This is a genomic window from Halorubrum sp. SS7 (genome assembly GCF_005435055.1).
Lineage (GTDB): Archaea > Halobacteriota > Halobacteria > Halobacteriales > Haloferacaceae > Halorubrum > Halorubrum salinarum.
Map to the genome: position 1 here is coordinate 183,593 of NZ_SGXV01000002.1, position 21,192 is coordinate 204,784.

The following is a 21,192-nucleotide window of genomic DNA, read 5'->3' on the forward strand; positions in this document are numbered from 1 at the left end:
CGGACTGAGGACAGTATTCGTCGCGACACGTCGCCCGCTCCGCACGACGAGCCCGACTCGGGAGCGCCGAGACCGCTCCGGGGGATGGAGCGTCGAGACCGCTCCGGGGACTACTCTCGCGCGCCCGGCGGCAGCGGGTCGGCGTGGTCCGCGATCGCCTCGGCGACGCGGTGGGGGTGTTCGTGGACGACCCAGTGGCTCGCCTCGTCGATCACGAGCAGCCGGCCGTCGGCGCAGTGCTCGACGCTCTCGTGGGCTAGTCGCCGCGCGAGGAACCGATCCTGTGCGCCCCAGACGACCAGCGTCGGCACCGTCACCTCCGTCGTCGCCGGGTCGGGGCGGTCGCGGACGATCGCGCGGTACCAGTTCACCATCGCCTCGAAGGCGCCGTCTCGGTCCCACGCGCGGCGATAGCGCCGCAGGTCCTCGTCGGTGAAGGTGCCCGGCGCGCTCGTGTCGCGTAACGCGTTCGTCGCGAGCCGCCAGTTCCCGGCGCTGGCGATCGCTTCGGGCAGCCTGGGGAACTGGAACGCGAGCACGTACCAGCTCTTGAGCCGCTGGTCCCACGAGGTGCGGAGCGCCCGCTCGAAGACGGTCGGATGCGGGACGTTGACGGCGACCAGCTCGGAGACGCGGTCCTCGTGGTGGAGCGCGAGCCACCACGCCACCGCCGCGCCCCAGTCGTGTCCCGCGACGGCCGCCGTCTCCCGGTCGTACGCGTCGATCAGCCCGACCACGTCGCGCGCGAGTTCGTCGATCCGGTAGTCGCGCACGGCCGAGGGCTTCCCGGAGCAGTTGTAGCCGCGCTGGTCCGGGACGACGACGCGGTAGCCCGCGTTCGCGAGCGACGCGATCGCGTCGTGCCAGCCGTACCAGAACTCGGGGAAGCCGTGGAGCAGGACCAGCAGCTTCCCGTCTTCCGGGCCCGCCTCGACGACGTGGAGCGGCACGCCGTTCGTCTCGACCGCGCGGGATCGGCCCGGAACCGACTCGGGAATCTCGTCGTCGGGGACCGACTCCGGCAGCGCCGCGTCGTCGACCGGCCGGCCGGTTGGCGTCTCGTCCATGTCGACACGGTGTGTCGGCACCGGCAAATAGGTACGCTCGACGGGAGATGCGCGGGATCGAAATCCTCAAGCCGCTGGCTACCGCCGTTCCACGTATATTCGCGGATCCCGAAGTCCGCCGCGGTGAGCGCGTTCTCCGGGGATTCGCATCGTACCCTATGACATCTGACTCGTCGACCCCTTCAGCCGCGGACGCGGACGCGTCGACCGACGACGCGCCCGTCTCCAACGTCGTTCTCGTCACCGTGGACTCGCTCCGCGCGGACGCCGTCTCCCCGTACGACGCCGAGCGCCGCTCGCCGGTGATCGACGACCTCGCCGACGGCGGGACGGTGTTCGACCGCGCGTTCGCGACCGGCAACTGGACGCCGTTCTCGTTCCCCGCCATCCTCGCCTCCGAGCCGGTGTTCGCGCGGACGGGCGACATCGGCGTCGACGAGTCGGTGACGCTCGCGGAGGCGCTCTCCGACGCCGGGGTCGCGACCGGCGGCTTCAACGCCGCGAACGGGTTCCTCACCGAGCACTGGGGGTACCCCGACGGGTTCGACGAGTTCGAGCCGTTCGTCACGAGCGTGGGCTCCAGCGTCTACAGCCGATACCTCGCCGCGCACCCGACCGTCGAGGCGTGGATCCAGCTCGCCACCTCGCCGATCCGCCGGCTCGGATCGAAGCTCCGCGGCGACAGCGACGACCGCCCGTTCCTCGACGCCTCGCGCATGTTCGACGTCGAGGACGCCGCGACCGCGTTCGTCGACGACACCGACGAGCCGTTCTTCCTGTGGGTCCACTACATGGACACCCACACCCCGTACGTGCCCGCGCCGCGGTACATCCGCGAGGTGTCGGACGGCATCGTCGGTACCCACCAGATGCTCCACGCGCACGCCCGGACGAGCCTCGGCCTCGAAGTCGGCGAGCGGACCCTCAACGAGCTGCGGACCCTGTACCAGGCGACGGTGCGGCAGGTCGACGCCAGCGTCGGCCGGCTGCTCGACGCCCTGGACGCGGCCGGCGTCCGCGACGACACGGCGGTCCTGCTCGCCGGCGACCACGGCGAGGAGTTCCAGGAGCACGGCCACCTCGCACACTACCCGAAGCTGTACGACGAGCTGATCCACGTCCCGTTCGTGGCCGACGTCCCCGGGCTCGACGGCGGGCGCGTCGACGGCCGGGTCGGGCTGGACGCCATCCCGCCCACCGTGGCCGACCTCCTCGGCGTCGACGCGCCCGACGACTGGCACGGCGAGTCGCTCCTCCCGGCGCTGCGCGGCGACGGGGCGCCCTCGGAGACAGACGAGGAGTCGGCCGCCGACCCGGTCGTCTCGGTGACCGTCCGCGGCGAGGACGTGACCCAGCAGCCGATCCCCCGATCGCTGTCCGACGGCGACCTGTTCGTCAGCGCGCGCGACGACGACTGGACGTACATCGAGAACGTCGACGCCGGCGAGCGAGAGCTGTACCACCGCCCCTCCGACCCGACCCAGCAGACGAACCTCGCGGTCGACCCCGACGCGGAGGCGCAGGCGGTCATCGAGCGGTTCGCGCCCGTCGTCGACGCCCACGCGGAACTGCTCCGCGAGCGCGGCGCTGCGGCGGCCGCCGCGGCCGCCGAGCGCGGCGAGGACGAGGAGGAGGTCGACGAGGACCTCGAAGCCCGCCTCGAAGCGCTCGGATACAAATGATCCGAGCGGTCCTGCGCGACCTCGCGAGCGGGCCGATAGCGGTCCAGATGCGGCGGTTCGTCGTCGTCGGCGCGCTCACCGCCGGGCTCCAGTTAGCGCTGCTCTGGCTGTTCGTCGACGCCGCGGGACTGAACTACCTCGTCGGCGCGACCATCGCCATCGAGATCACGATTGTCTGCTCGTACGTCCTCAACAACGCGTGGACGTTCCGCGCGAGCCGCAACACGGGCGTCTCCGAGTACCTCACCGGACTGCTGAAGACGAACCTGGTCCGCGGCACCGCGATCCCGATCCAGCTCGGCGTCCTCGCCGCGCTCGTCGAGTGGGGCGGCGTGATGTACCTCGTCGCGAACGTGGTCGCGATCATCATCAGCGGCCTCTACCGCTTCGTGCTCGACGCACAGTGGACGTGGGGGTAGCCCCGGGGTCGATCACCGTCGGACCGTTCGGGCGACGAGCGCGCCGCGCGCCTCAGAAGGGGAGCCGCGGCTCGACCCGTTCGACGAGGTCCCGGACCGCCTCCTGCTTGTAGTAGCCGACCGCGGACGCGGCGACGACCAGCCCCACCAGCGCCATCGCCGAGAGGAACCGCCCGCTGGCGAGCTCCCCGCCGGCGTACACCGTCAGCACGTACGCCGGGAGCCGCCCCACGGCGATGACGCCCATGAACGTCGGCAGCGACCACTTGGTGAGGCCGCTCAGGAAGCAGATGGCGTCGTCCGGGAGGCCGGGGATGATGACGAACGCGAACAGCCCGGGGACGCCGACGGTGTCGACGAACCCGTCGAACCGCTCGATCACGTCCTCGTGGATGACGTTCTCGACGAAGGAGCGCCCGTACCGCTTCGAGAGCGAGAAGGCGACCGCGCTGCCGATGAGCACGCCGGTGAGGCTGTACACGGTACCCCACAGCGAGCCGAAGAGGAAGCCCGCGACGAGGGCGACGACCTGTCCCGGAATCGGGGCGACGACGACTTGGAGGGCCTGGAGGCCGATGAACACGATGGGGGCGAAGACGCCGAACTGGTCGAGCCACGTCCGGAGGGCCTCGGCGTTGGTGAGGAAGCCGGCGTAGCGGCTCACGAGGACGTAGAGCCCGACCGCGAGGACCGCGACGCCGACCGCGGCCGCGATCCCCCGCCGGCGGTCCGCCCGCGAGGAGAAGAGTTTCATTCGTGTCGTAGCGGGCGACAGAGGGACTTGAACCTTACCAACGTCGGAATCGGATCTCGCTCGTTTCCCCGGAGGTACGCCGGCGGGCCCCGATCCCGGCCGCGTCTCACGCCAGCGGCTCCGCGCTCCAGTACGCCATCCGCATCGGGATCCCCTCGGCGTCGCGGTAGTCGGCGTCGCCCGGGAGGAACCGGAGTTCGTCGGCCGGCCGGCGCGCCACGACGGCGAGCGCGAGCGCGTCGACCGCGTCGTCGACGGTCGCGTCCGCGGTCTCCGCGAGGTCGGGCGCGTCGTCGGCCAGCCCCCGACAGATATCCCCGAGCGCGGCGCCCGGCTCGTCGAGGTGGTCGGCGAGCGCGTCCAGCCGCTCGCCGACGCCCGGCGCACCGGTCTTCGAGTGGTCGAGCGACCGTCCGGCGAGCCCGCGGAAGCACACCTCCGGGTGCGCCTCCATCACCGCCTCGCGCGCCGCCTCGTCCCCTCGGAGGAACGCGTCGACCTCGCCGACCGCCGGCGCGATGTGGTACGACTGCCGGCTCAGTCCCTTGTCGAGGTCCCGTCGGTTCCGCTCGCTCACGGTCTCGTAATCGGCCCCGTCCATCGCCGCCTCGCACGCGCCCCGCGACGGGACCGGGAACACGCTGCTCGGTCGGCCGCTGGCCGACCGCGCGGCCGCGTCGACGGCCTCCCGGGCCGCCAGCGTCTCCGCGTCGTCCGGGAGCCCGATCGGTACGTCGACGAGGATCCGATCGAGGTCGCGCTCGGTCCACAGCGCTTCGAGGTCGCGTTCGAGGCGCGCGTCCGGCTCGCCGTCCCCGTCGATCACGACCGCGAGCCACGCGCCGCCCGCCCAGTCGACGCCCGCGACGGTGTCAGTTGGCATTACCGATCGGTTCCCGCTCGGGACACTCAACCGATTCGGTGCGTCGGAAACCGAGCGCCGCGGCTCGTCGGGGCGAACGGATGCGGGAGAAGTGGGCCGGCACGAATTTGAATCGTGGTTACGGCCACCCGAAGGCCGAAGGATACCAAGCTACCCCACCGGCCCGCACTCGACAGAAGGCCGCTCGTTCTTTTAATCCTTCCGAAAGGGGGTCCGGACGCGCTCGATCGATCCCGAGCCATGCGCCTCACTCGCACACGTGCCGAACGCTTATTCCGCGATCGGGCGTCTTGGGACCGTGACACTCGACTTCGACCGGGACCGCGAGACGGTGTTCGAGAAACACCGCAGGAACGAGTCGATGCCGGGGAACGCAGCGCTCAAGCTGCTCGTGTTAGAGGAACTGCTCGCCCGCGAATTCGAGGTCGGAGAAGTCTGCGAGAAAGACGAATTCACACGCCGCATCGGCGAGAACTTCTCGAACCCGATCGAACTGCGCCGCGAGTTCGTGAACTTCGGCCACGTCCGGTACGACAACCGCGAGAACGAGTACGAAATCCGAGCCCTCCAGCTCTCCGAGGCCGACGTGCGGGCGAACGACCACCTCGAACGCCACGCGAAGGACCTGGGTGCGTTAGACTGACGCTCCCCGACGGGCGACCGTCGCCCGCTCCGTTCGCCGGTCTGCTCGGTCGTCGGCGGTGTCCGAGCCGTCAGACCTCGAAGTACCGGTCGCGGTGCTTCCGACAGCCCGGGTTGAACGCGGCGCCGCACGACGGACACGTGTCGTCGTCGGCATCGAGGTACTCCCTCGCCGTGAGCGTCGTCCGGCAGGCGCCGCACAGCACCGCCGGCTCGTCGAAGCGGTCCCGGGGCCACGGGACCGCCTCGTGGTCGGCGGCCGCGTCGTGGCAGGCGTCGCAGGGGTAGTACGTCTCACAGCAGCCGAACCGGAGCGCGATCACGTCCACGGGGTCGTCCCAGTGCGCACAGCGCGTCTCGGGGTCGACGTCGGTTCCGCGGAGGGGGACCGCGAAGCGCGGATCCGTCTCGGGCGCGGTCGTCGTCTCGCGGTCAGTACTCGGCGTAGCCATCGGTGTCGAGCCAGTTGTGGACCACGGTGACGGCGTGGTCGGCGTGGAGCAGTTCGGGGCCGACGCGCAGCCGCCGCTCGGCGCGCTCGGCGACTGCCTCGGCTTCTTCGGGCGCGAAGTCGTGGTGGTCGGAGAGCACGAACACGGGGTCCTCGGGGGGCTCCGCGTCGACGAGCGGGTCGCCGTCCTCGTGGAGCTGAACGAGGGTCCCGTCGGGGCCGCGCCCGCCGTCGCCGACGAGCCGGTCGAGGGTCGCGTCCAGCCCCATCCGTCGGAGCTCGACGCCCGGCGACACGTCCGCGGGCATGTGCCCGATCGCGTCCGCCTTCGCGTCGAGCGCGTCGCGGATCCGCGCGGCGACGTTGCGCTCGTCGGGGTGGAGGTGGCGGACCGTGTCGGCGTCGACGGTGACGGTGAACTCGTCGGCGATCACGAGGTGGACCCGGACCGACTCGCGGATCCCGTGCGAGAGGAACAGGCCGGCGCTCACGCACCGACAGAGGAGGTCGAGCCGGCCGGCCCCGGGGATGTCGGACAGCGAGATCGCGTCGGGGTCGGTGGGCACGTCGCGGCCGATGACGACGAACTGGCGCATGTCCGGGGCTCGCCCCCGACCCTCATAAGCCGTGCGACCCAACCGCCGCCGTGAGCCTCACCGGACTCTGCCAGGTCTGCGAGGCGGCGACCGCGAGCCGGACCTGCGACCGCTGCGGGCGCGCCGTCTGCGACGACCACTGGGACGAGACCGCCCGCGCCTGCTCGGGTTGCGCCGCCGAGCGAGGGTAGCGCCGGCCGAGCCGACGCCCGCGGAAACGCCTCGCCGTCGGCGACCTATCGGTGGCGGTTCAGGCGCTTCTTGAGCCGCTTGGCCGCGTCGCCCGCGGCGCCGAAGTACGTCGCCTCGTCGTCGGGGCGGCTCGACTCCTCGCCGGCGAAGATGATGCCGCGCGAGGAGTTCACGAGCCCGACGTCGACCGGGAGGTCTGGCCGGGACGCGAGCCCGTGTTCGACCGCGGCCTCCGCGTCGCCGCCCTGCGCGCCGACGCCGGGCACGAGGAACGGGATCTCGGGCACGATCTCGCGGACCGTCTCCAGCTCGTCGGGCGTCGTCGCGCCCACGACCAGGCCGACGTTGCCGTTCGCGTTCCAGGTGTCCGCGAGCGCGGCGACGCGCTCGTAGACCGGCTCGCCGGAGGCGAGTTCGAGGTCCTGGAGGTCGGCCCCGCCGGGGTTCGACGTGCGACAGAGCGCGAACACGCCCTTGTCCGCGCGGTCGAGGAACGGCTGGAGCGAGTCGCGGCCGAGGTACGGGTTCACCGTGATCGCGTCCACGTGGTCGAGGATCCCGGCGTACTGACGCGCGGTGTTCCCGATGTCGCCGCGCTTGGCGTCGAGCAGGACCGGGACACCCTTCCCCTCGGCGTACGCCGCGGTCTCGCGGAGCGCGCGCCAGCCGTCCGGGTCCTCGTAGAAGGCCGCGTTCGGCTTGTAGCAGGCGGCGTGCTCGTGGGTCGCGTCGATGATCCGGCGGTTGAACGCCCACCGCGGGAGGTCGGCGTCGGTCACGGTCTCGGGGAGTCGGCTCGGGTCGGGGTCGAGCCCGACCGACACGACGCTGTCGACCGCCTCGATCCGGTCCGCGAGCGTCTCGAAGAAGCCCATACGCGCCCTGCGTCGGCGGGCGCACTAACCGTTGTGTTCCGCGGCCGCGCCCCGAGGAGCGCGGGCGAGCGTCCCCGCCGGCCGAGCCGGCGTATGTGCCGACCCGGGGCCGCCGTAATAACAGGATACACCAGTCGGCCCCTCGTCGGTCGCCACACGCATGGCCGGTCGCACGGGCGGTGGACTCCGGACGGCGGTCTCCGGACCCATCCTCAAGTACTACGTCTACAAGGCGACGAAGTCGGTCGAGTTCTACCGGCCGATCATGTACCTCTTCTTCCTGGCGCAGGGACTGTCGTTTACACAGATCGCCGTCTTGGAGGCGCTGTATAACCTGACGACCGTGTTCGGCGAGATCCCGACCGGGTACGTCGGCGACCGCGTCGGGCGGCGCAACAGCCTCCTCATCGGGACGGCGCTCATCTCGGCGACGCTCCTCGGCATCGGCCTCTCGGACTCGTTCCTCCCGCTCGCGGGGCTGTACGTCTGCTGGTCGCTGGGCTACAACTTCCGCTCCGGGAGCGAGGACGCGTGGCTCTACGACACGCTCACCGACGACCTCTCCGAGGACGAGTTCGCGCACGTCCGGGGGCGCGGCGAGTCCGCGGCGCTGGCCGTCGGCGCCGTCGCGGCGGTCCTCGGCGGGTACCTCGGCCGCGTCGACCTCTCGTACCCGTGGTTCGTCGCGGCCGGCGTGACGAGCCTCGGCGTCGCGGTGCTCCTCACCCTCGACGAACCGGAGACGTACAAGGAGACCGACGCGGACGACCTGACCCTCCGCCGGACCGTCGGCATCGTGCGGGAGGTCCTCTCGCGCCGTCGGATGCGCTCGTTCCTGCTGTACTACTACGTCCTGTACGCCGCCATCACGTACCTCGCGTTCGTCTTCCTCCAGCCGATATTCGAGACAGTCGTCCTCGACCTCGGGGTCGCGCAGTCGCGGGTCGAACCCCTCCTCGGGTGGTTCTACGCGGCGTACAGCCTCGTCGGCGCGGTCCTCACCTACTACACGGGGGCGATACGGGACCGGATCGGGCTGCGGGCGTGGTTCCTGGCGCTCCCGTTCGCCGTCGGCGGCGCGCTGCTCGGGATGTACTTCGTCCCGGTGCTCGCGCTCCCGACCTTCCTCCTGATTCGGGGGGTGTCGGACGTCACGCGGTCGTTCGCCGGGCAGTACGTCAACGACCGCGCGGAGACGCTCGGCCGCGCCACCGTCCTGAGCGCGATGGCGATGGTGAGCGGGCTCGCGGTCGTCCCGTTCCAGCTCGGCAGCGGCGTCGTCTCCGACGCCGTCTCGCCGCTGTTCGCGCTCGGCGTCGGCGGCGGCGTCCTCGTCGTCGGGGCGACGGCAATCCTCCTCTGGCGGGTCCCGATCGGCGACGAGCCGACCGACGGCTCGGGTGGTGAACGGCCGGACGGCTCGGGTGACGAACGCTCGGGTGACGAACGGCCGGACAGCTGAGCCGCTCGCTCGGCGCCGCCGCCCGCTAGCAGGAGCAGTAGTACTCGCGGTCGACGAACTCCGTCTCGAACAGCTTCGCGGCCGGGCCCGGGTCGGAAGGCCGGTACACGCCGGTCGTCAGGTCCCCCTCGCGCTCGAACGCGCCGGAGACGAGCCGGCGCCAGTCGGCCGCCGACAGCTGGTCCCAGAAGGCGTCGTCGCCCGCCAGAAGCGAGAGGTAGTCGCGGAGGTACACCCACCGCGTCGGCTCGACGCCGTCGGACTCGTAGCTCGCGTCCGTGACCGCGGCGTAGGCGGCCATCGGCAGGTTCGCGCCCGCGGCGACCGGCATCGAGATCCACTTCCACGGGCGGGTGTTGACGTCGAGCAGCAGGAACTCCTCGCGGTCGGCGTCGTAGACGAACTCCGACTCGCTGATCCCGTGGTACCCCGCGTCGTCGAGGACGGCGAGCGCGCGCTCCTCGATAGCGGGCTGGTCGGCCGTCTCGACCAGACAGGAGGTGCCGAAGTTGCGCGGGTACCGGACCGCGGCGTTGCCGACGACGGCGAGCGCGTCGCCGCTCCCGGACGGCGGGACGTAGGAGGCCAGCGAGTGGTCGCGCCCCGTCGCGATGTCGACGCGCTTCTGTGCCATCACGGCGATCCCCTCCTCGCTCGCGGCCGCGACGACGTCCGCGAACTCCCCGCGGTCGGCGACCTCGATCACGTTAGTGCCGAAGGCCTCCTCGAAGTCGCGCTTGAGCTCGGGTTTCACCACCAGTGGGAAGCCGAGCGCGTCGGCCGCCTCTTCGACCGTCGCGTCGGGCTCGCGTGTCGCCGCCGCCGCGGTCTCCTCCAGCCGGTACGTCTCCGGGTAGGGGACGCCGAGCGCCTCGCAGGTCGCGTACAGCTCGGACTTGTTCAACACTTCGTCGAGCGTCTCGCTGCCGGCGAACGGGAGCCGGACGCCGTCGGGGTCGGCCTCGGCGTACGACAGCGCCCACTCGTCCATACAGCCGAACGCGACGGCCTCGGTGCCCGCGGCGTCGACGACCGCCTCCACGTCCTCGCGGAACCCGTCGAGATCGTCGAGCGGGTACGTCACCGCCCCCGCGTAGTCGACCGCGTCGGACGGCGGCGCGAGCCCGTCGTGCGCGACCGTCCCGGCGTCCGTCCCCGCGTCGCCGCCCGCCCGGTCGAGCGCGATCACGGGCACGTCGTGGGCGTCGAGCGCGCGAGCGACCCCGAGCCCGGTGATGTGCGCGTTGCTGACGAGCGCCGGCGGCCGGTCGAACTCGGCGTCCGCGAGCGCGTCGATCAGTCCCTCCGTGGACCGGAACGTGTCTGCCATACCCCGCCTCGTCGGCGGACGCACAAAAGGGTCCCACGTACCGGCCCGGAGTGCCCGTATCGAGGACGGGTCGAGCGTGTTCGCGTCGGCGGCCGCGGTTCGCGCGGGCGACGCGAGCGGCTTTTCAGGACGCGTCGCCTCCGGATCGGTATGACCGAAACCGAGGACGACGCCGAGCGCGTCGACGACGCCGACGACGCCGCCCCGGCCGACGAACTCCCCGACCGGGTCCGGCGCGCGTTCGCGGACCACGGCTCGTTCGAGCGCGAGGGCGACGCCTGGGTCTCGACGACCACCGCGTTCGACGGGCGCGTCCGCGCCGGGCCGGCGGCTGAGGGACGGATCGGGTTCGCGGTCACCGTCCGCGTGCCGACGCTGTCGGCCGTCACCGCCGACGAGGTGGCCGACGTGGTCGAGGACGGCTGGGCCGACACGTTCGAGCGCCGCGCGGTCGACGTGGGCGGCGTCACCCGGACGGACCGCGAGTTCGACCCCGTCGTCGAGCGCGAGGGCGACGAGATAGCGGTCACTTACGAGTTCGTCGACATCAACGAGCGTCGCGGCGTCGACGACGCGGGGGCGCTGATCGACTTCGTCGAGGGGACGTACGTTCAGGGCGTCATCCCGGGCTACGAGTACACGGCGCCAGTCTCCGACCTGCTCTCGGCCGCGCGGCAGCAGGGCGGCGGCGGTCCCGTCTGAGGCCGATAGGGGGAAGTGTCGGCGGCCCGTACGGCGACCATGCTCGCGCTGTTCGGGTTCGGCAGCCTCCTCGCCTTGGTGGCGTTCCACACGTTCCTCGCCGGGGTCGCGACCCGGTTCTTTCGGATTCAGCTCTCCACGTCGTGGGGGTCCGTCCTCTACACGCTCGTGTTGACCCCCCTGCTCCTGCTCGTCTCCACGCTCGTGTTCACCGGCGCGCTCGGCGTGGGGACCGGGATCGACGTGGGGAGCTCGACGATCCTGCTGGCGCTCCTGATCGCGCTCCCGCTGGCGCTCGGGATCGCCATCGACTACCTCTACGTCCCGTCGCCCGACGACTACGAACTGCCGGACACGCGCTGACGGCGATAGCCGTCGCCCGCGGCCCTCCCGGCGGTCAGCGGTCGACCAAGCCGGCCACTATCTCCTCGACCCGAGCGACCACGTCCTCCGGCGCGCGCGTCGCGTCGACGCGATGGAACCGGCCGGGGTCGGCGTCGATCAGCCGCTCGTAGTTGTCGCGCACGGCGGCGAGGTAGCCGTCGCGCTCGAACTTGTCGGTCCGGCCCGCCCGCTCGGCCGCGGTCTTCGGGTCCAAGTCGAGGTAGATCGTCGCGTCCGGCGGGCGCGAGAAGGCGGCGTGGATCCCGCGGACGTACTCCAGCGGCCGCTCGATCCCGGCGTCCGACCGCGCGAGCGTCGCCCCCTGGTAGGCGAACCGCGAGTCGGAGTACCGGTCGGCGATCACGAGGCCGCCGTCCGCCAGCGCCGGTCGCACCGTCTCCGAGAGGTGGTTCGCGTGGTCGGCGGTGTACAGGAACAGCTCCGCGAGCGGGTCGGCGTCCGGGTCGCCCATCGAGCGCCCGACCGCCTCGCCGTACCAGCTGTCGGTGGGCTCGCGGGTGAACGTCGCGTCGGGGTACACGTCCTGGAGCGCCTCCCAGACCGTCGTCTTACCGCTGCCGTCGAGCCCCTCCAGCGTGATCAGCATGGTGGCGTTCCGACGCGGCGAGGAATAAACGGCGCGGGTCCGGACCGTACGGGCGGGCCCGCTCACCGACCGCGACCCCGGTCCAACCGCCCCTTTTTGTGACCCCTTCCCGAACGACCGCCATGGTCGTCGACTCCTCGGCCGCCCGCGCGCTCGGAGGGGACGGATGGTAGCGGTCGCCGTCTCGGTCTCTCGCGTGGCGGCGGCCCTCGCGCTGGTCGGGTTGAACGGCTTCTTCGTCGCCTCGGAGTTCGCGTTCGTCAGGATCCGAGCCACCTCGGTCGAGCAGTTGGCCGAGGAGGGGAAGGCGGGCGCGGAGACGCTCCAGGAGGTGATGGGCAACCTCGACGACTACCTCGCGGCGACCCAGCTCGGGATCACGCTCGCGTCGCTCGGCCTCGGGTGGATCGGCGAGCCCGCGGTCGCGGCGCTGATAGAGCCCGTCCTCGGGCCGCTCCTGCCCGAGGGGCTGGTCCACCTCGTCGCGTTCGCGATCGGGTTCTCGTTCATCACGTTCCTCCACGTCGTCTTCGGCGAACTGGCGCCGAAGACCATCGCCATCGCGCAGGCGGAGCGGATCTCGCTGCTGCTCGCGCCGCCGATGAAGCTCGCGTACCTGGTCTTCTCGCCCGGCATCGCGGTGTTCAACGGGACCGCGAACGCCTTCACGAGCCTGATCGGCGTGCCGCCCGCCTCGGAGAGCGACGAGACGCTCGAAGAGCGGGAGATCCGGCGCGTGCTGGCCCGGGCCGGCGAGGCCGGCCACGTCGACGAGTCCGAGGTCGCCATGATCGAGGGTGTCTTCGACCTGGACGACACCGCGGCCCGCGAGCTGATGGTCCCCCGTCCCGACGTGGTCTCGCTGCCCGCGGACGCGTCGCTGGCGGCGGTCCGCGAGACGGTCCTCGACGCCGGCCACACCCGCTACCCGGTCGTCGAGCGGGACGACGCCGACCGCGTCGTCGGCTTCGTCGACGTGAAGGACGTGCTGCGCGCGACCGAGGCGGACGACGACGGCGCCACCGCGGGCGACTTGGCGCGGGAGATCCTCGTCGTCCCCGAGACGACGAGCGCGAGCGACCTCCTCGTCCAGTTCCGCGACGAGCGCCGACAGATGGCGGCGGTGATAGACGAGTGGGGCGCCTTCGAGGGGATCGCCACCGTCGAGGACGTCGCCGAGGCGCTCGTCGGCGACCTCCGCGACGAGTTCGACGTCGCCGAGCGCCGCCACACGATCCGCCGGACCGGCGACCGGACGCACGAGGCCGACGGCTCCGTCGCGCTCGTCGACGTCAACGACGCGCTCGGCACCGACCTCAGCGGCGACGGCTACGAGACCCTCGGCGGCTTCGTCCTCGACCGCATCGGGCGCTCGCCGGAGGTCGGCGACGTGGCGGAGACGGCGGCGTACGCCTTCGAGGTGACCGCGGTCGACGGCGCGCGCATCTCGACGGTGCGCGTCACGCGGCGCGACGGCGCGCCGGAATCGGGAGACGGCTCGGATGCCGACGCGGGAACGCCCGGCGACGCGGCGTGACGGCGCGGCGCTGACGGCGAGGGGCTCACCGCTCGCGACGCGGCGACGACGCGAGCGTTTTTCACTCGCGGGCGTGACCGGCCGGGTATGTTCGACCGGATCTGCGTCCCCACCGACGGCAGCGACGCGGCCGCGGCGGCCTTCGAGCACGTCCTGGCGGTCGCCGCCGACCACGGCGCGACGGTCCACCTCCTCCACGTCGCGGACACGACCCGCGACAGCGTGACCCGGATCGGCGGCGACGTGGTCGACGTGCTGGAGCGCGAGGGCGAGTCGATCGTCGAGGACGCGGCCGCCCGCGCCGCCGAGCGCGGCGTGGAGGCCGAGACGGCCGTCCGGCAGGGCGGCGTCCCCGAGACGGTCGCCGCGTACGCCGGGGAGATCGACGCCGACCTCGTCGCGATGTCGACGCGGGGCCGGCAGGGGGTCGAACACCTCGTCGGGAGCACCACCGAGCGCGTCGTTCGGCAGTCGCCGTCGCCGGTGTTGGCCCTCCGGCCGGGCGACGAAGCGGTCCCGTACCCGTACGAGGACGTGCTGGTGCCGACCGACGGGAGTCCGGCCGCGACCGCGGCGCTCGACCGCGCGATCCCGATCGCCGAGCGGGCGGGGGCGACCGTCCACGTCCTCTCCGTCGTCGACACGGGCGGGATCGGTATCGGGGACCACGTCGAGGTGGACGCGCTCTCCGAGTTCGCCGACGACGCCGTCGCCGAGGGCGTCGAGCGGGTCGAGGCCGCCGGCCTGGAGGCGGTCGGCGCCGTCGAGGTCGCCTCCTCGGCCGCGCGCGGGATCCGGGCGTACGTCGACGACCCCGGTGTCGACCTCGTGGCGATGGGAACGCACGGCCGGACCGGCGTGGGGCGGTACCTGCTGGGGAGCGTCGCCGAGCGCACCCTCCGCACCGTTCCCGTTCCGGTGTTGACGGTCCCGGTTGCGGACGAGGACTGACCCGGGTTCCGGGCCCGACACCGACCGACGCCGCCGCCCCCGGCGAGCGTCTGACATCGCGGTAGGTTTACGGGGCTTCCACGCCTCGTGGCTCGCATGAAAGTGTTGGTAGCCGGGGGGACCGGGTTCATCGGGTCGTACCTCTGTCGCTCGCTCGCCGACGACGGCCACGCCGTGACCGCGCTCTCCCGATCGCCCGAGGAGGCGCCGGAGGGCGCGACGGGCGTCAGCGGCGACGTGACCGACTACGACTCCATCGCGTCGGCCGTCGAGGGGCACGACGCGGTCGTGAACCTGGTCGCGCTCTCGCCGCTGTTCGAGCCCGACGGCGGCAACCGAATGCACGACCGGATCCACCGCGGCGGGACAGAGAACCTCGTCCGCGCGGCGGAGGACGGCGGCGTCGACGGGTTCGTCCAGCTCAGCGCGCTCGGCGCGGACCCGAACGGCGACACCGCCTACATCCGCGCGAAGGGCGAGGCGGAAGGGATCGTCCGCGACAGCGACCTCGACTGGACGATCTTCCGCCCCTCGGTCGTCTTCGGCGAGGGCGGCGAGTTCGTCTCCTTCACCAAGCGGCTGAAGGGGATGTTCGCGCCGGGGGTCCCGCTGTACCCGCTCCCCGGCGGCGGGAAGACGCGGTTCCAGCCCATCCACGTCGAGGACCTCGTGCCGATGATCGCCGCCGCGGTGACGGACGACGAGCACGCCGGCGAGACCTACGAGATCGGCGGGCCGGAGGTGCTCACGCTCCGGCAGGTGACGGACCTCGTCTACGAGGCGGAGCGGAAGGGCGTCACCATCGTTCCGCTGCCGATGCCGCTCGCGAAGGTCGGCCTCTCGGTGCTCGGGGCGGTGCCCGGGTTCCCGATGGGGCCGGACCAGTACCGGTCGCTGAAGTTCGACAACACGACCGCCGACAACGACGTCGGCGCGTTCGGCGTCGACCAGGCGGACCTGACGACGCTCGGCGAACACCTCGGGATCCGATGACCGGGGGACCGAACGTGTCAACTAACATAATCTCAAGGCTGGTAACGCCAACCGAAGGCTTATATACGAGATCACGCTCTGTTCACGTCAAACGCGGAGGGAGCACACGATGAAACTCGCAATGATCGGATTCGGACAGGCGGGGGGTAAAGTCGTTGACAAGTTCTTGGAGTACGATAAGCGGACGGGCTCCGAGATCGTTCGAGCCGCCGCGGCCGTCAACACGGCGAAGGCGGACCTCATGGGGCTCGAACACATCGCCGAGGACCAGCGCGTCCTCATCGGCCAGTCGCGCGTGAAGGGCCACGGCGTCGGCGCGGACAACGAACTGGGCGCGGAGATCGCCGAGGAGGACATCGACGAGGTCCAGGGCGCCATCGACTCGATCCCGGTCCACGAGGTCGACGCCTTCCTCGTCGTCGCCGGCCTCGGCGGCGGGACCGGCTCCGGCGGCGCGCCGGTGCTCGCGAAGCACCTCAAGCGGATCTACACCGAGCCCGTCTACGGGCTCGGCATCCTGCCGGGCAGCGACGAGGGGGGCATCTACACCCTCAACGCGGCCCGCTCGTTCCAGACGTTCGTCCGCGAGGTGGACAACCTGATGGTGTTCGACAACGACGCCTGGCGGAAGACGGGCGAGTCCGTCCAGGGCGGCTACGAGGAGATCAACGAGGAGATCGTCCGGCGGTTCGGCATCCTCTTCGGCGCCGGCGAGATCCAGCAGGGCCAGGAGGTCGCCGAGAGCGTCGTCGACTCCTCGGAGATCATCAACACGCTCTCGGGCGGCGGCGTCTCCACGGTCGGCTACGCGGAGGAGGAGGTCGAGGAGCGCTCCTCGGGCGGCCTGCTCTCGCGGCTCCGCGACGACGGCAACGACGAGGAGCTCGACAGCGCCCACACCACCAACCGGATCACCAGCCTCGTCCGGAAGGCGGCGCTCGGTCGGCTCACGCTCCCCTGTGAGATCGAGGGCGCGGAGCGCGCGCTGCTCGTGCTCGCCGGGCCGCCGGAGTACCTCAACCGGAAGGGCATCGAGCGCGGCCGCAAGTGGCTCGAAGAGCAGACCGGCTCGATGGAGGTCAGGGGCGGGGACTACCCGTACCGCGGCGCCGGCTTCGTCGCGACCGTGATCCTGCTCGCGGGCGTCACGAACGTCCCGCGGATCAAGGAGCTCCAGCAGGTCGCCATCGAGGCGCAGGACAACCTCGACGAGATCCGCGAGGAGAGCGACGACAACCTCGACGAGCTCGTCAACGACGACAGCGACGAGCTGGAATCCCTGTTCTAAGACCTCCCGCCGCCGCGATGGAGGTCATCGTTCCCTTCTCGACCGACCGCCCGAAGTCGCGACTCTCCGACGCCCTCTCCCCCGACGAGCGCTCGGCGTTCGCCCGCGCGATGCTCGACGACGTGCTGGACGCCGTCGCCGCCGCCGGCGGCGAGCCGCGCGTCCTCGCCACCGACGCGGTCGACGTGGACCGCCCGGTCACCGTCGACGACCGCCCGCTGACCGCGGCGGTGAACGCGGCGCTGGACGCGCGGCTAGGGGGCGACGGCGGCGAGCGCGACGCCGACGGGCCCCCCGAGCCGGTCGCCGTCGTGATGGCGGACCTCGCGCTCGCGACCCCCGACGCGGTCGAGCGCCTGTTCGCGGCCGGGCGCGACGCGGACGTGGCCATCGCGCCGGGCCGCGGCGGCGGGACGAACGCCTTCGTCGCCTCCCACCCCGAGTTCCGGGTGGACTACCACGGCGCCTCCTACCTCGACCACCGCGACATCGCGGCCGAGGTCGGCGCGTCGTTCGCCGCGGTCGACTCGCACCGCCTCGGGACCGACGTCGACGAGCCGGACGACCTCGCCGAGGTGCTGATCCACGGCGAGGGCCGCGCGGCGGCGTGGCTCCGCGAGGCCGGCTTCGCGCTCGACGCGTCCGAGGGCCGCGTCGCGGTCGTGCGGGAGTGACGGAGTCCAAACCGAACGGGCCCCTCGCCGTGACTCGACGTAACCGGATCCGGCCTCGCTCGGGGTTCCGCAACCGCGATTCTTTTTAAACGCCGACCGCGAGTGACGGCCGTGTTCGCCGGGGCCGACGAGTACGGGGTCGACGTGACGGTCGCCGACCGGGCGGTCGAGCGACTGCTCTCGGTCGGCCCGGACGACGTCGAGGCCGCCGACCAGTTGACGTTCGCGCGCAACGTCTTCATCCCGCTCACGACGGCGTGCCGGTACACCTGTACGTACTGCACTTACTACGACGTGCCCGGCGAGGCGTCGCTGCTGTCGCCCGCCGAGGTGCGCGAGCAGTGCCGCGTCGGCGCCGACGCGGGCTGTACGGAGGCGCTGTTCACGTTCGGCGACGACCCGGACGACCGGTACACCGAGATCCACGAGACGCTCGCCGAGTGGGGGTTCGACTCGATCCACGAGTACCTCTACCGGGCCTGCGAGATCGCCTTGGAGGAGGGGCTGCTCCCCCACTCGAACCCGGGCGACCTGACCGAGGCGCAGTTCGCGGACCTCCGCGAGGTGAACGCGTCGATGGGCGTCATGCTGGAGACGACCGCGGACGTCGACGCGCACGCCGGGGGCCGCCGGAAGACGCCCGGCCAGCGGCTCAACACGATCCGCGCCGCCGGCCGGCAGGGCGTCCCGTTCACCACCGGTATCCTGGTCGGCATCGGCGAGGACTGGCGCGACCGCGCGGAGAGCCTGCTCGCAATCCGAGACCTCCACGAGCGGTTCGGCCACGTCCAGGAGGTGATCGTCCAGAACGTCGTGCCCAACGAGCGCTCCGACTTCTCGAAGCCCGACCGCGACGTGATGCGCCGGGTCGTCGCGATGGCGCGCGCGGCGTTGCCCTCCGAGGTCTCAGTTCAGGTCCCGCCGAACCTCTCGCCGGCGGCGGAGCTCGTCGACTGCGGGATCGACGACCTCGGGGGCGTCTCGCCGGTGACGGACGACTACATCAACCCGGCGTACGAGTGGCCCGACCTCCGCGGGCTCGAGGCCGTGGCGGACGCCGGCGGCGTGCCGCTCCGCGAGCGGCTCCCGACGTACGCCCGGTACCTCCCCGACGACCTCCGGCCGCCGGGCGTCGACTCCGCCCCGGACCCCGACGGTCGCGAGGCGTGGATCCCCCCGGCGGTTCGCGAGCGGATGGCCGACGACGGCGTCCACGGCCGTCGGCTGCGCGCGGTCGCCCGCGGCGACGGGCCGCTCGCGGTGCGGAGCGACTGACGGGCCGCCGCGCCGGGCGGTCGCCCTCGCCGGCCGGACGTAAACAACCGCGCTGCCAGTAGCTTCTTTATATAGTCTCGTGAACGGGGTGACGATGCTCCCCTTACAGCTCGACGCGATCGCGAACGCGGTCGACGTGGCGGCGATCGCCGTGACGGTGGCCAGGTTCGTCGCCGGCTTCGTCGCCGTGTTGTTGCTCGGAAAGCTCGTCCTCATCCCGGGGCTGCGACGGGTCGTCAGGGCGCGCGGGTTCGACGAGGCGGTGTTGAGCCTCGGCACGAACGTCCTCAACGCCGTCGTCTGGGTGGCCGCGATCGCGATTGGCTTCGCCGTCGCCGGCTACGGGAGCTTCCTCTCCGCGTTCGCGGTGTTCGGCGGCGCCATCGCGCTCGCGGTCGGCTTCGCCGCGCAGGAGCTGCTCGGGAACTTCGTCGCCGGCGTGTTCATCCTCAAGGACAAGCCGTTCGAGGTCGGCGACTGGATCGAGTGGGACGGCAACTCGGGCCGCGTCGAGGAGATCGACCTCCGGGTCTCGCGGGTCCGGACGTTCGACAACGAGCTGGTGACGGTGCCGAACGGCGACCTCGCGAACAGCGCGGTCACCAACCCCGTCGCCTACGACACGCTCAGACAGAAGTTCGTCTTCGGGATCGGCTACGACGACGACATCGACGAGGCGACCGACATCATCGTCGAGGAGGCCGAGGCCCACGAGGAGATCCTCGACGACCCCGGCGTCTCGGTCCGGCTCGTCGAGCTCGGCGACTCCGCCGTCGGGCTCCAGTCGCGCTGGTGGATCGCCGACCCCGACCGCGGCGACTTCGTCCGCGTGCGCTCCGAGTACGTCACCGCGGTGAAGGAGGCGTTCGACGACGCCGGCATCGACATGCCGTACGTCCACCGCCAGCTCACCGGCAGCGTCGAAGTGATCGAAGAGGTCGCCGACGAGTAACTCACCCGACCTCCTCTTCCGCTTCGCCCGCGTCGGGCCGGTACTGCCGGCTGACCGCCTGCCAGCGGTTCGAGCGGAACCGGTAGCCGTTCAGTCCGGCCGGCACCAGCTTCTCCGCCACCAGCGCCGCGTAGAGCCCGCCGACGCCGAGCGGCGTGACGAGGCCGACCAGCGCGACCGGGAGCGCGAACGCGTACAGGCCGACCATCGACGCGAGGAAGGGCCAGCGCGTGTCGCCCGCGCCGCGCAGCGACCCCGTTATCGAGCCGTCCACGCCGAGCGGCACCGCGCTCACCGCGGCGGCGACGACGAACGCGGCGGTGGCGCTCACCGCGGCCGGGTCGTCGACGAACACGCCGGCGATCGGCGTCGCGGCGGCGATCACCGCGGCCGACGCGAGGACGTAGACGACCGCCGACAGGGAGATCACGTCGCGGCCGTACGCCGTGGCGAGCGCCTCCTCGCCGGCGCCGAGCCGCTGGCCGACGAGCGTGCTCGCGGCGATGGAGAATCCCCAGCTGAAGCTGCCGAGCAGCGCCCTGACGCGGCGCCCGACCTCCAGGGCGGCGACGGTCGCCTGGCCGAACGACGACGCGACCCACAGGAGCGGGAAGACGACGACCCCCTCGGCGACGCGGCGCGCGATCAGGGGCGCGGAGACCCGGAGCAGCTGGCGCGTCAGCCCGGCGTCGAACCACGGCCCCGAGCGCCCGACCGGGACCGGGGAGGCGCCGCGGCCGAGGTACGACCGCCCGGTCATTCCCCACGCGAGGACGAGCCCGACGGCTGCGATGGAGACCGCGGTGCCGAGCCCCGCGCCGAACACGCCCAGCCCGGCCCCGAGGACGAACCAGACCGTGAGGACGACGTTCAGTATCGCGCCGCCGGCGCGCGCGACCATCGGGGTGCGGGTGTCGCCGACGCCGGCGTACGTCCGGCTGGCGATCATGTTGAAGAACTCGAAGGCGAGCGCGGGCGCCGTGACCGCGAGGTAGGTCGTCCCGGCCGACAGCGCGGCGCCGTCGCCGCCCACGAGCGCGATCAGCCGCTCCGCGCCGAGGACGTACCCCGCGACGATGGGCGCGACCAGCAGCGCGGCCACGATCAGCGACTGCTTGACGACGAGGCCGGCGCGACCGCGCTCGTCGCCGCCGTAGTTCTGCGAGACGAGCGAGACGGTGCCGCCCGCGAGCCCGATGGAGACGAACTTCGCGAGCTGCCAGTACGCGAACGCGAACCCCATGCCCGCGACCGCGGACACCCCGACCGCGTACCCGATCACCGCCAGGTCCACGGTGTTCTTCGACATGATCGCGAACCCTGTCACGATCCGGGGCCACGCCAGCCCCATCGTCTCGTCCAGCCGCGACCGGTCGATGACGCCGGCCCGGTCGAGCGCGCCCGCGACCGCCTCGGCGACGCGCGTGGCACCGTTCCGGAGCCGGGATAGCATTGGACTCCCGTACGGGTCGCGCC

At 72.0% G+C, this 21,192-nt stretch carries 23 protein-coding genes and 1 tRNA gene; 14 read left to right on the plus strand and 10 right to left on the minus strand.

What is annotated here, in order from left to right; genetic code table 11:
- Positions 1 to 110 precede the first annotated feature (110 nt).
- Positions 111 to 1,067 carry an alpha/beta fold hydrolase gene (locus EXE44_RS03345; RefSeq protein ID WP_137715951.1) on the minus strand — a complete coding sequence of 319 codons (957 nt, stop codon included), beginning with the start codon at positions 1,065 to 1,067 and terminating at the stop codon, positions 111 to 113.
- 158 nt (positions 1,068 to 1,225) lie between these two features.
- On the opposite strand from EXE44_RS03345, the gene EXE44_RS03350 reads away from it, so the two are divergent.
- Both EXE44_RS03350 and EXE44_RS03355 read left to right on the plus strand, forming a co-directional pair.
- Entirely contained in the window at positions 1,226 to 2,749 is a 1,524-nt protein-coding gene (locus tag EXE44_RS03350) for a sulfatase-like hydrolase/transferase (protein WP_137715952.1), read from the plus strand.
- Positions 2,746 to 3,168: a GtrA family protein gene (locus EXE44_RS03355; protein ID WP_137715953.1), complete on the plus strand. Its 423-nt coding sequence runs from the start codon at positions 2,746 to 2,748 to the stop codon at positions 3,166 to 3,168. Before EXE44_RS03350 ends, EXE44_RS03355 begins: the two co-directional genes overlap by 4 nt.
- 52 nt (positions 3,169 to 3,220) lie before the next feature.
- Here the strand turns inward: EXE44_RS03355 and EXE44_RS03360 are convergent, their stop codons facing one another.
- The 3 genes from EXE44_RS03360 to EXE44_RS03370 all read right to left on the minus strand — a co-directional run bounded on the left by EXE44_RS03360 (position 3,221) and on the right by EXE44_RS03370 (position 4,970).
- A complete protein-coding gene (locus tag EXE44_RS03360) occupies positions 3,221 to 3,922 on the minus strand; it encodes a TVP38/TMEM64 family protein (RefSeq protein WP_053772733.1) in 702 nt (233 codons plus the stop codon).
- A gap of 106 nt (positions 3,923 to 4,028) precedes the next feature.
- Positions 4,029 to 4,805: a DUF429 domain-containing protein gene (locus EXE44_RS03365; protein ID WP_137715954.1), complete on the minus strand. Its 777-nt coding sequence runs from the start codon at positions 4,803 to 4,805 to the stop codon at positions 4,029 to 4,031.
- Between the two features lie 92 nt (positions 4,806 to 4,897).
- A tRNA-Pro gene (locus EXE44_RS03370) sits at positions 4,898 to 4,970 on the minus strand.
- Positions 4,971 to 5,103: 133 nt separating this feature from the next.
- Here EXE44_RS03370 and EXE44_RS03375 point away from each other — a divergent pair.
- Complete coding sequence (locus EXE44_RS03375) at positions 5,104 to 5,448, plus strand: DUF2087 domain-containing protein (RefSeq protein WP_137715955.1); 345 nt, start codon at positions 5,104 to 5,106, stop codon at positions 5,446 to 5,448.
- Between the two features lie 70 nt (positions 5,449 to 5,518).
- On the opposite strand, the gene EXE44_RS03380 is transcribed toward EXE44_RS03375, so the two are convergent.
- The gene (locus EXE44_RS03380; protein ID WP_137715956.1) at positions 5,519 to 5,899 is read right to left on the minus strand and encodes a CHY zinc finger protein; all 381 of its coding nucleotides are present in this window, start codon (positions 5,897 to 5,899) and stop codon (positions 5,519 to 5,521) included.
- Positions 5,880 to 6,494: a tRNA (pseudouridine(54)-N(1))-methyltransferase TrmY gene (gene trmY / locus EXE44_RS03385; RefSeq protein WP_137715957.1), complete on the minus strand. Its 615-nt coding sequence runs from the start codon at positions 6,492 to 6,494 to the stop codon at positions 5,880 to 5,882. The genes EXE44_RS03380 and trmY overlap by 20 nt, the downstream gene beginning before the upstream one ends.
- A gap of 50 nt (positions 6,495 to 6,544) precedes the next feature.
- On the opposite strand from trmY, the gene EXE44_RS20655 reads away from it, so the two are divergent.
- Positions 6,545 to 6,685, plus strand: coding sequence for a hypothetical protein (locus EXE44_RS20655; RefSeq protein WP_199241178.1), 141 nt, complete (start codon positions 6,545 to 6,547; stop codon positions 6,683 to 6,685).
- Between the two features lie 45 nt (positions 6,686 to 6,730).
- On the opposite strand, the gene pyrF is transcribed toward EXE44_RS20655, so the two are convergent.
- The gene (pyrF, locus tag EXE44_RS03390) at positions 6,731 to 7,561 is read right to left on the minus strand and encodes an orotidine-5'-phosphate decarboxylase (RefSeq protein ID WP_137715958.1); all 831 of its coding nucleotides are present in this window, start codon (positions 7,559 to 7,561) and stop codon (positions 6,731 to 6,733) included.
- Positions 7,562 to 7,721: 160 nt separating this feature from the next.
- Here pyrF and EXE44_RS03395 point away from each other — a divergent pair, with 160 nt between their 5' ends.
- Complete coding sequence (locus EXE44_RS03395) at positions 7,722 to 9,023, plus strand: MFS transporter (RefSeq protein WP_137715959.1); 1,302 nt, start codon at positions 7,722 to 7,724, stop codon at positions 9,021 to 9,023.
- A gap of 25 nt (positions 9,024 to 9,048) precedes the next feature.
- On the opposite strand, the gene EXE44_RS03400 is transcribed toward EXE44_RS03395, so the two are convergent.
- The gene (locus EXE44_RS03400; RefSeq protein ID WP_137715960.1) at positions 9,049 to 10,353 is read right to left on the minus strand and encodes a carboxylate--amine ligase; all 1,305 of its coding nucleotides are present in this window, start codon (positions 10,351 to 10,353) and stop codon (positions 9,049 to 9,051) included.
- 150 nt (positions 10,354 to 10,503) lie between these two features.
- Between EXE44_RS03400 and EXE44_RS03405 the strand changes: the two genes are divergently transcribed.
- Positions 10,504 to 11,055 (plus strand): DUF5813 family protein, encoded by a 552-nt coding sequence (locus EXE44_RS03405; RefSeq protein WP_137715961.1) that lies wholly within the window; start codon positions 10,504 to 10,506, stop codon positions 11,053 to 11,055.
- Positions 11,056 to 11,094: 39 nt separating this feature from the next.
- On the plus strand, positions 11,095 to 11,418 hold the full coding sequence (locus EXE44_RS03410; protein ID WP_121563963.1) for a hypothetical protein: 324 nt from the start codon (positions 11,095 to 11,097) through the stop codon (positions 11,416 to 11,418).
- A 34-nt stretch (positions 11,419 to 11,452) separates the two neighbouring features.
- Here EXE44_RS03410 and tmk read toward each other — a convergent pair whose 3' ends face one another.
- Entirely contained in the window at positions 11,453 to 12,046 is a 594-nt protein-coding gene (tmk, locus tag EXE44_RS03415) for a dTMP kinase (RefSeq protein WP_121563965.1), read from the minus strand.
- 166 nt (positions 12,047 to 12,212) lie between these two features.
- Here tmk and EXE44_RS03420 point away from each other — a divergent pair, with 166 nt between their 5' ends.
- The 7 genes from EXE44_RS03420 (at position 12,213) to EXE44_RS03450 (ending at position 19,716) form a co-directional block, all read left to right on the plus strand.
- Positions 12,213 to 13,583, plus strand: coding sequence for a hemolysin family protein (locus tag EXE44_RS03420; protein ID WP_137715962.1), 1,371 nt, complete (start codon positions 12,213 to 12,215; stop codon positions 13,581 to 13,583).
- Between the two features lie 87 nt (positions 13,584 to 13,670).
- Positions 13,671 to 14,534, plus strand: a complete 864-nt coding sequence (locus EXE44_RS03425; protein WP_137715963.1) for a universal stress protein — start codon at positions 13,671 to 13,673, stop codon at positions 14,532 to 14,534.
- Positions 14,535 to 14,630: 96 nt separating this feature from the next.
- Positions 14,631 to 15,527, plus strand: coding sequence for a complex I NDUFA9 subunit family protein (locus tag EXE44_RS03430; protein WP_137715964.1), 897 nt, complete (start codon positions 14,631 to 14,633; stop codon positions 15,525 to 15,527).
- A gap of 109 nt (positions 15,528 to 15,636) precedes the next feature.
- Positions 15,637 to 16,815 carry a tubulin/FtsZ family protein gene (locus EXE44_RS03435; RefSeq protein WP_173230323.1) on the plus strand — a complete coding sequence of 393 codons (1,179 nt, stop codon included), beginning with the start codon at positions 15,637 to 15,639 and terminating at the stop codon, positions 16,813 to 16,815.
- A gap of 17 nt (positions 16,816 to 16,832) precedes the next feature.
- Complete coding sequence (cofC, locus tag EXE44_RS03440; protein WP_137715965.1) at positions 16,833 to 17,489, plus strand: 2-phospho-L-lactate guanylyltransferase; 657 nt, start codon at positions 16,833 to 16,835, stop codon at positions 17,487 to 17,489.
- A gap of 111 nt (positions 17,490 to 17,600) precedes the next feature.
- Positions 17,601 to 18,764: a 7,8-didemethyl-8-hydroxy-5-deazariboflavin synthase subunit CofG gene (cofG, locus tag EXE44_RS03445; RefSeq protein ID WP_137715966.1), complete on the plus strand. Its 1,164-nt coding sequence runs from the start codon at positions 17,601 to 17,603 to the stop codon at positions 18,762 to 18,764.
- A gap of 94 nt (positions 18,765 to 18,858) precedes the next feature.
- Positions 18,859 to 19,716 carry a mechanosensitive ion channel family protein gene (locus EXE44_RS03450; RefSeq protein WP_137715967.1) on the plus strand — a complete coding sequence of 286 codons (858 nt, stop codon included), beginning with the start codon at positions 18,859 to 18,861 and terminating at the stop codon, positions 19,714 to 19,716.
- A 1-nt stretch (position 19,717) separates the two neighbouring features.
- Here the strand turns inward: EXE44_RS03450 and EXE44_RS03455 are convergent, their stop codons facing one another.
- Positions 19,718 to 21,169, minus strand: coding sequence for an MATE family efflux transporter (locus tag EXE44_RS03455; protein ID WP_137715968.1), 1,452 nt, complete (start codon positions 21,167 to 21,169; stop codon positions 19,718 to 19,720).
- Positions 21,170 to 21,192: the final 23 nt, after the last annotated feature.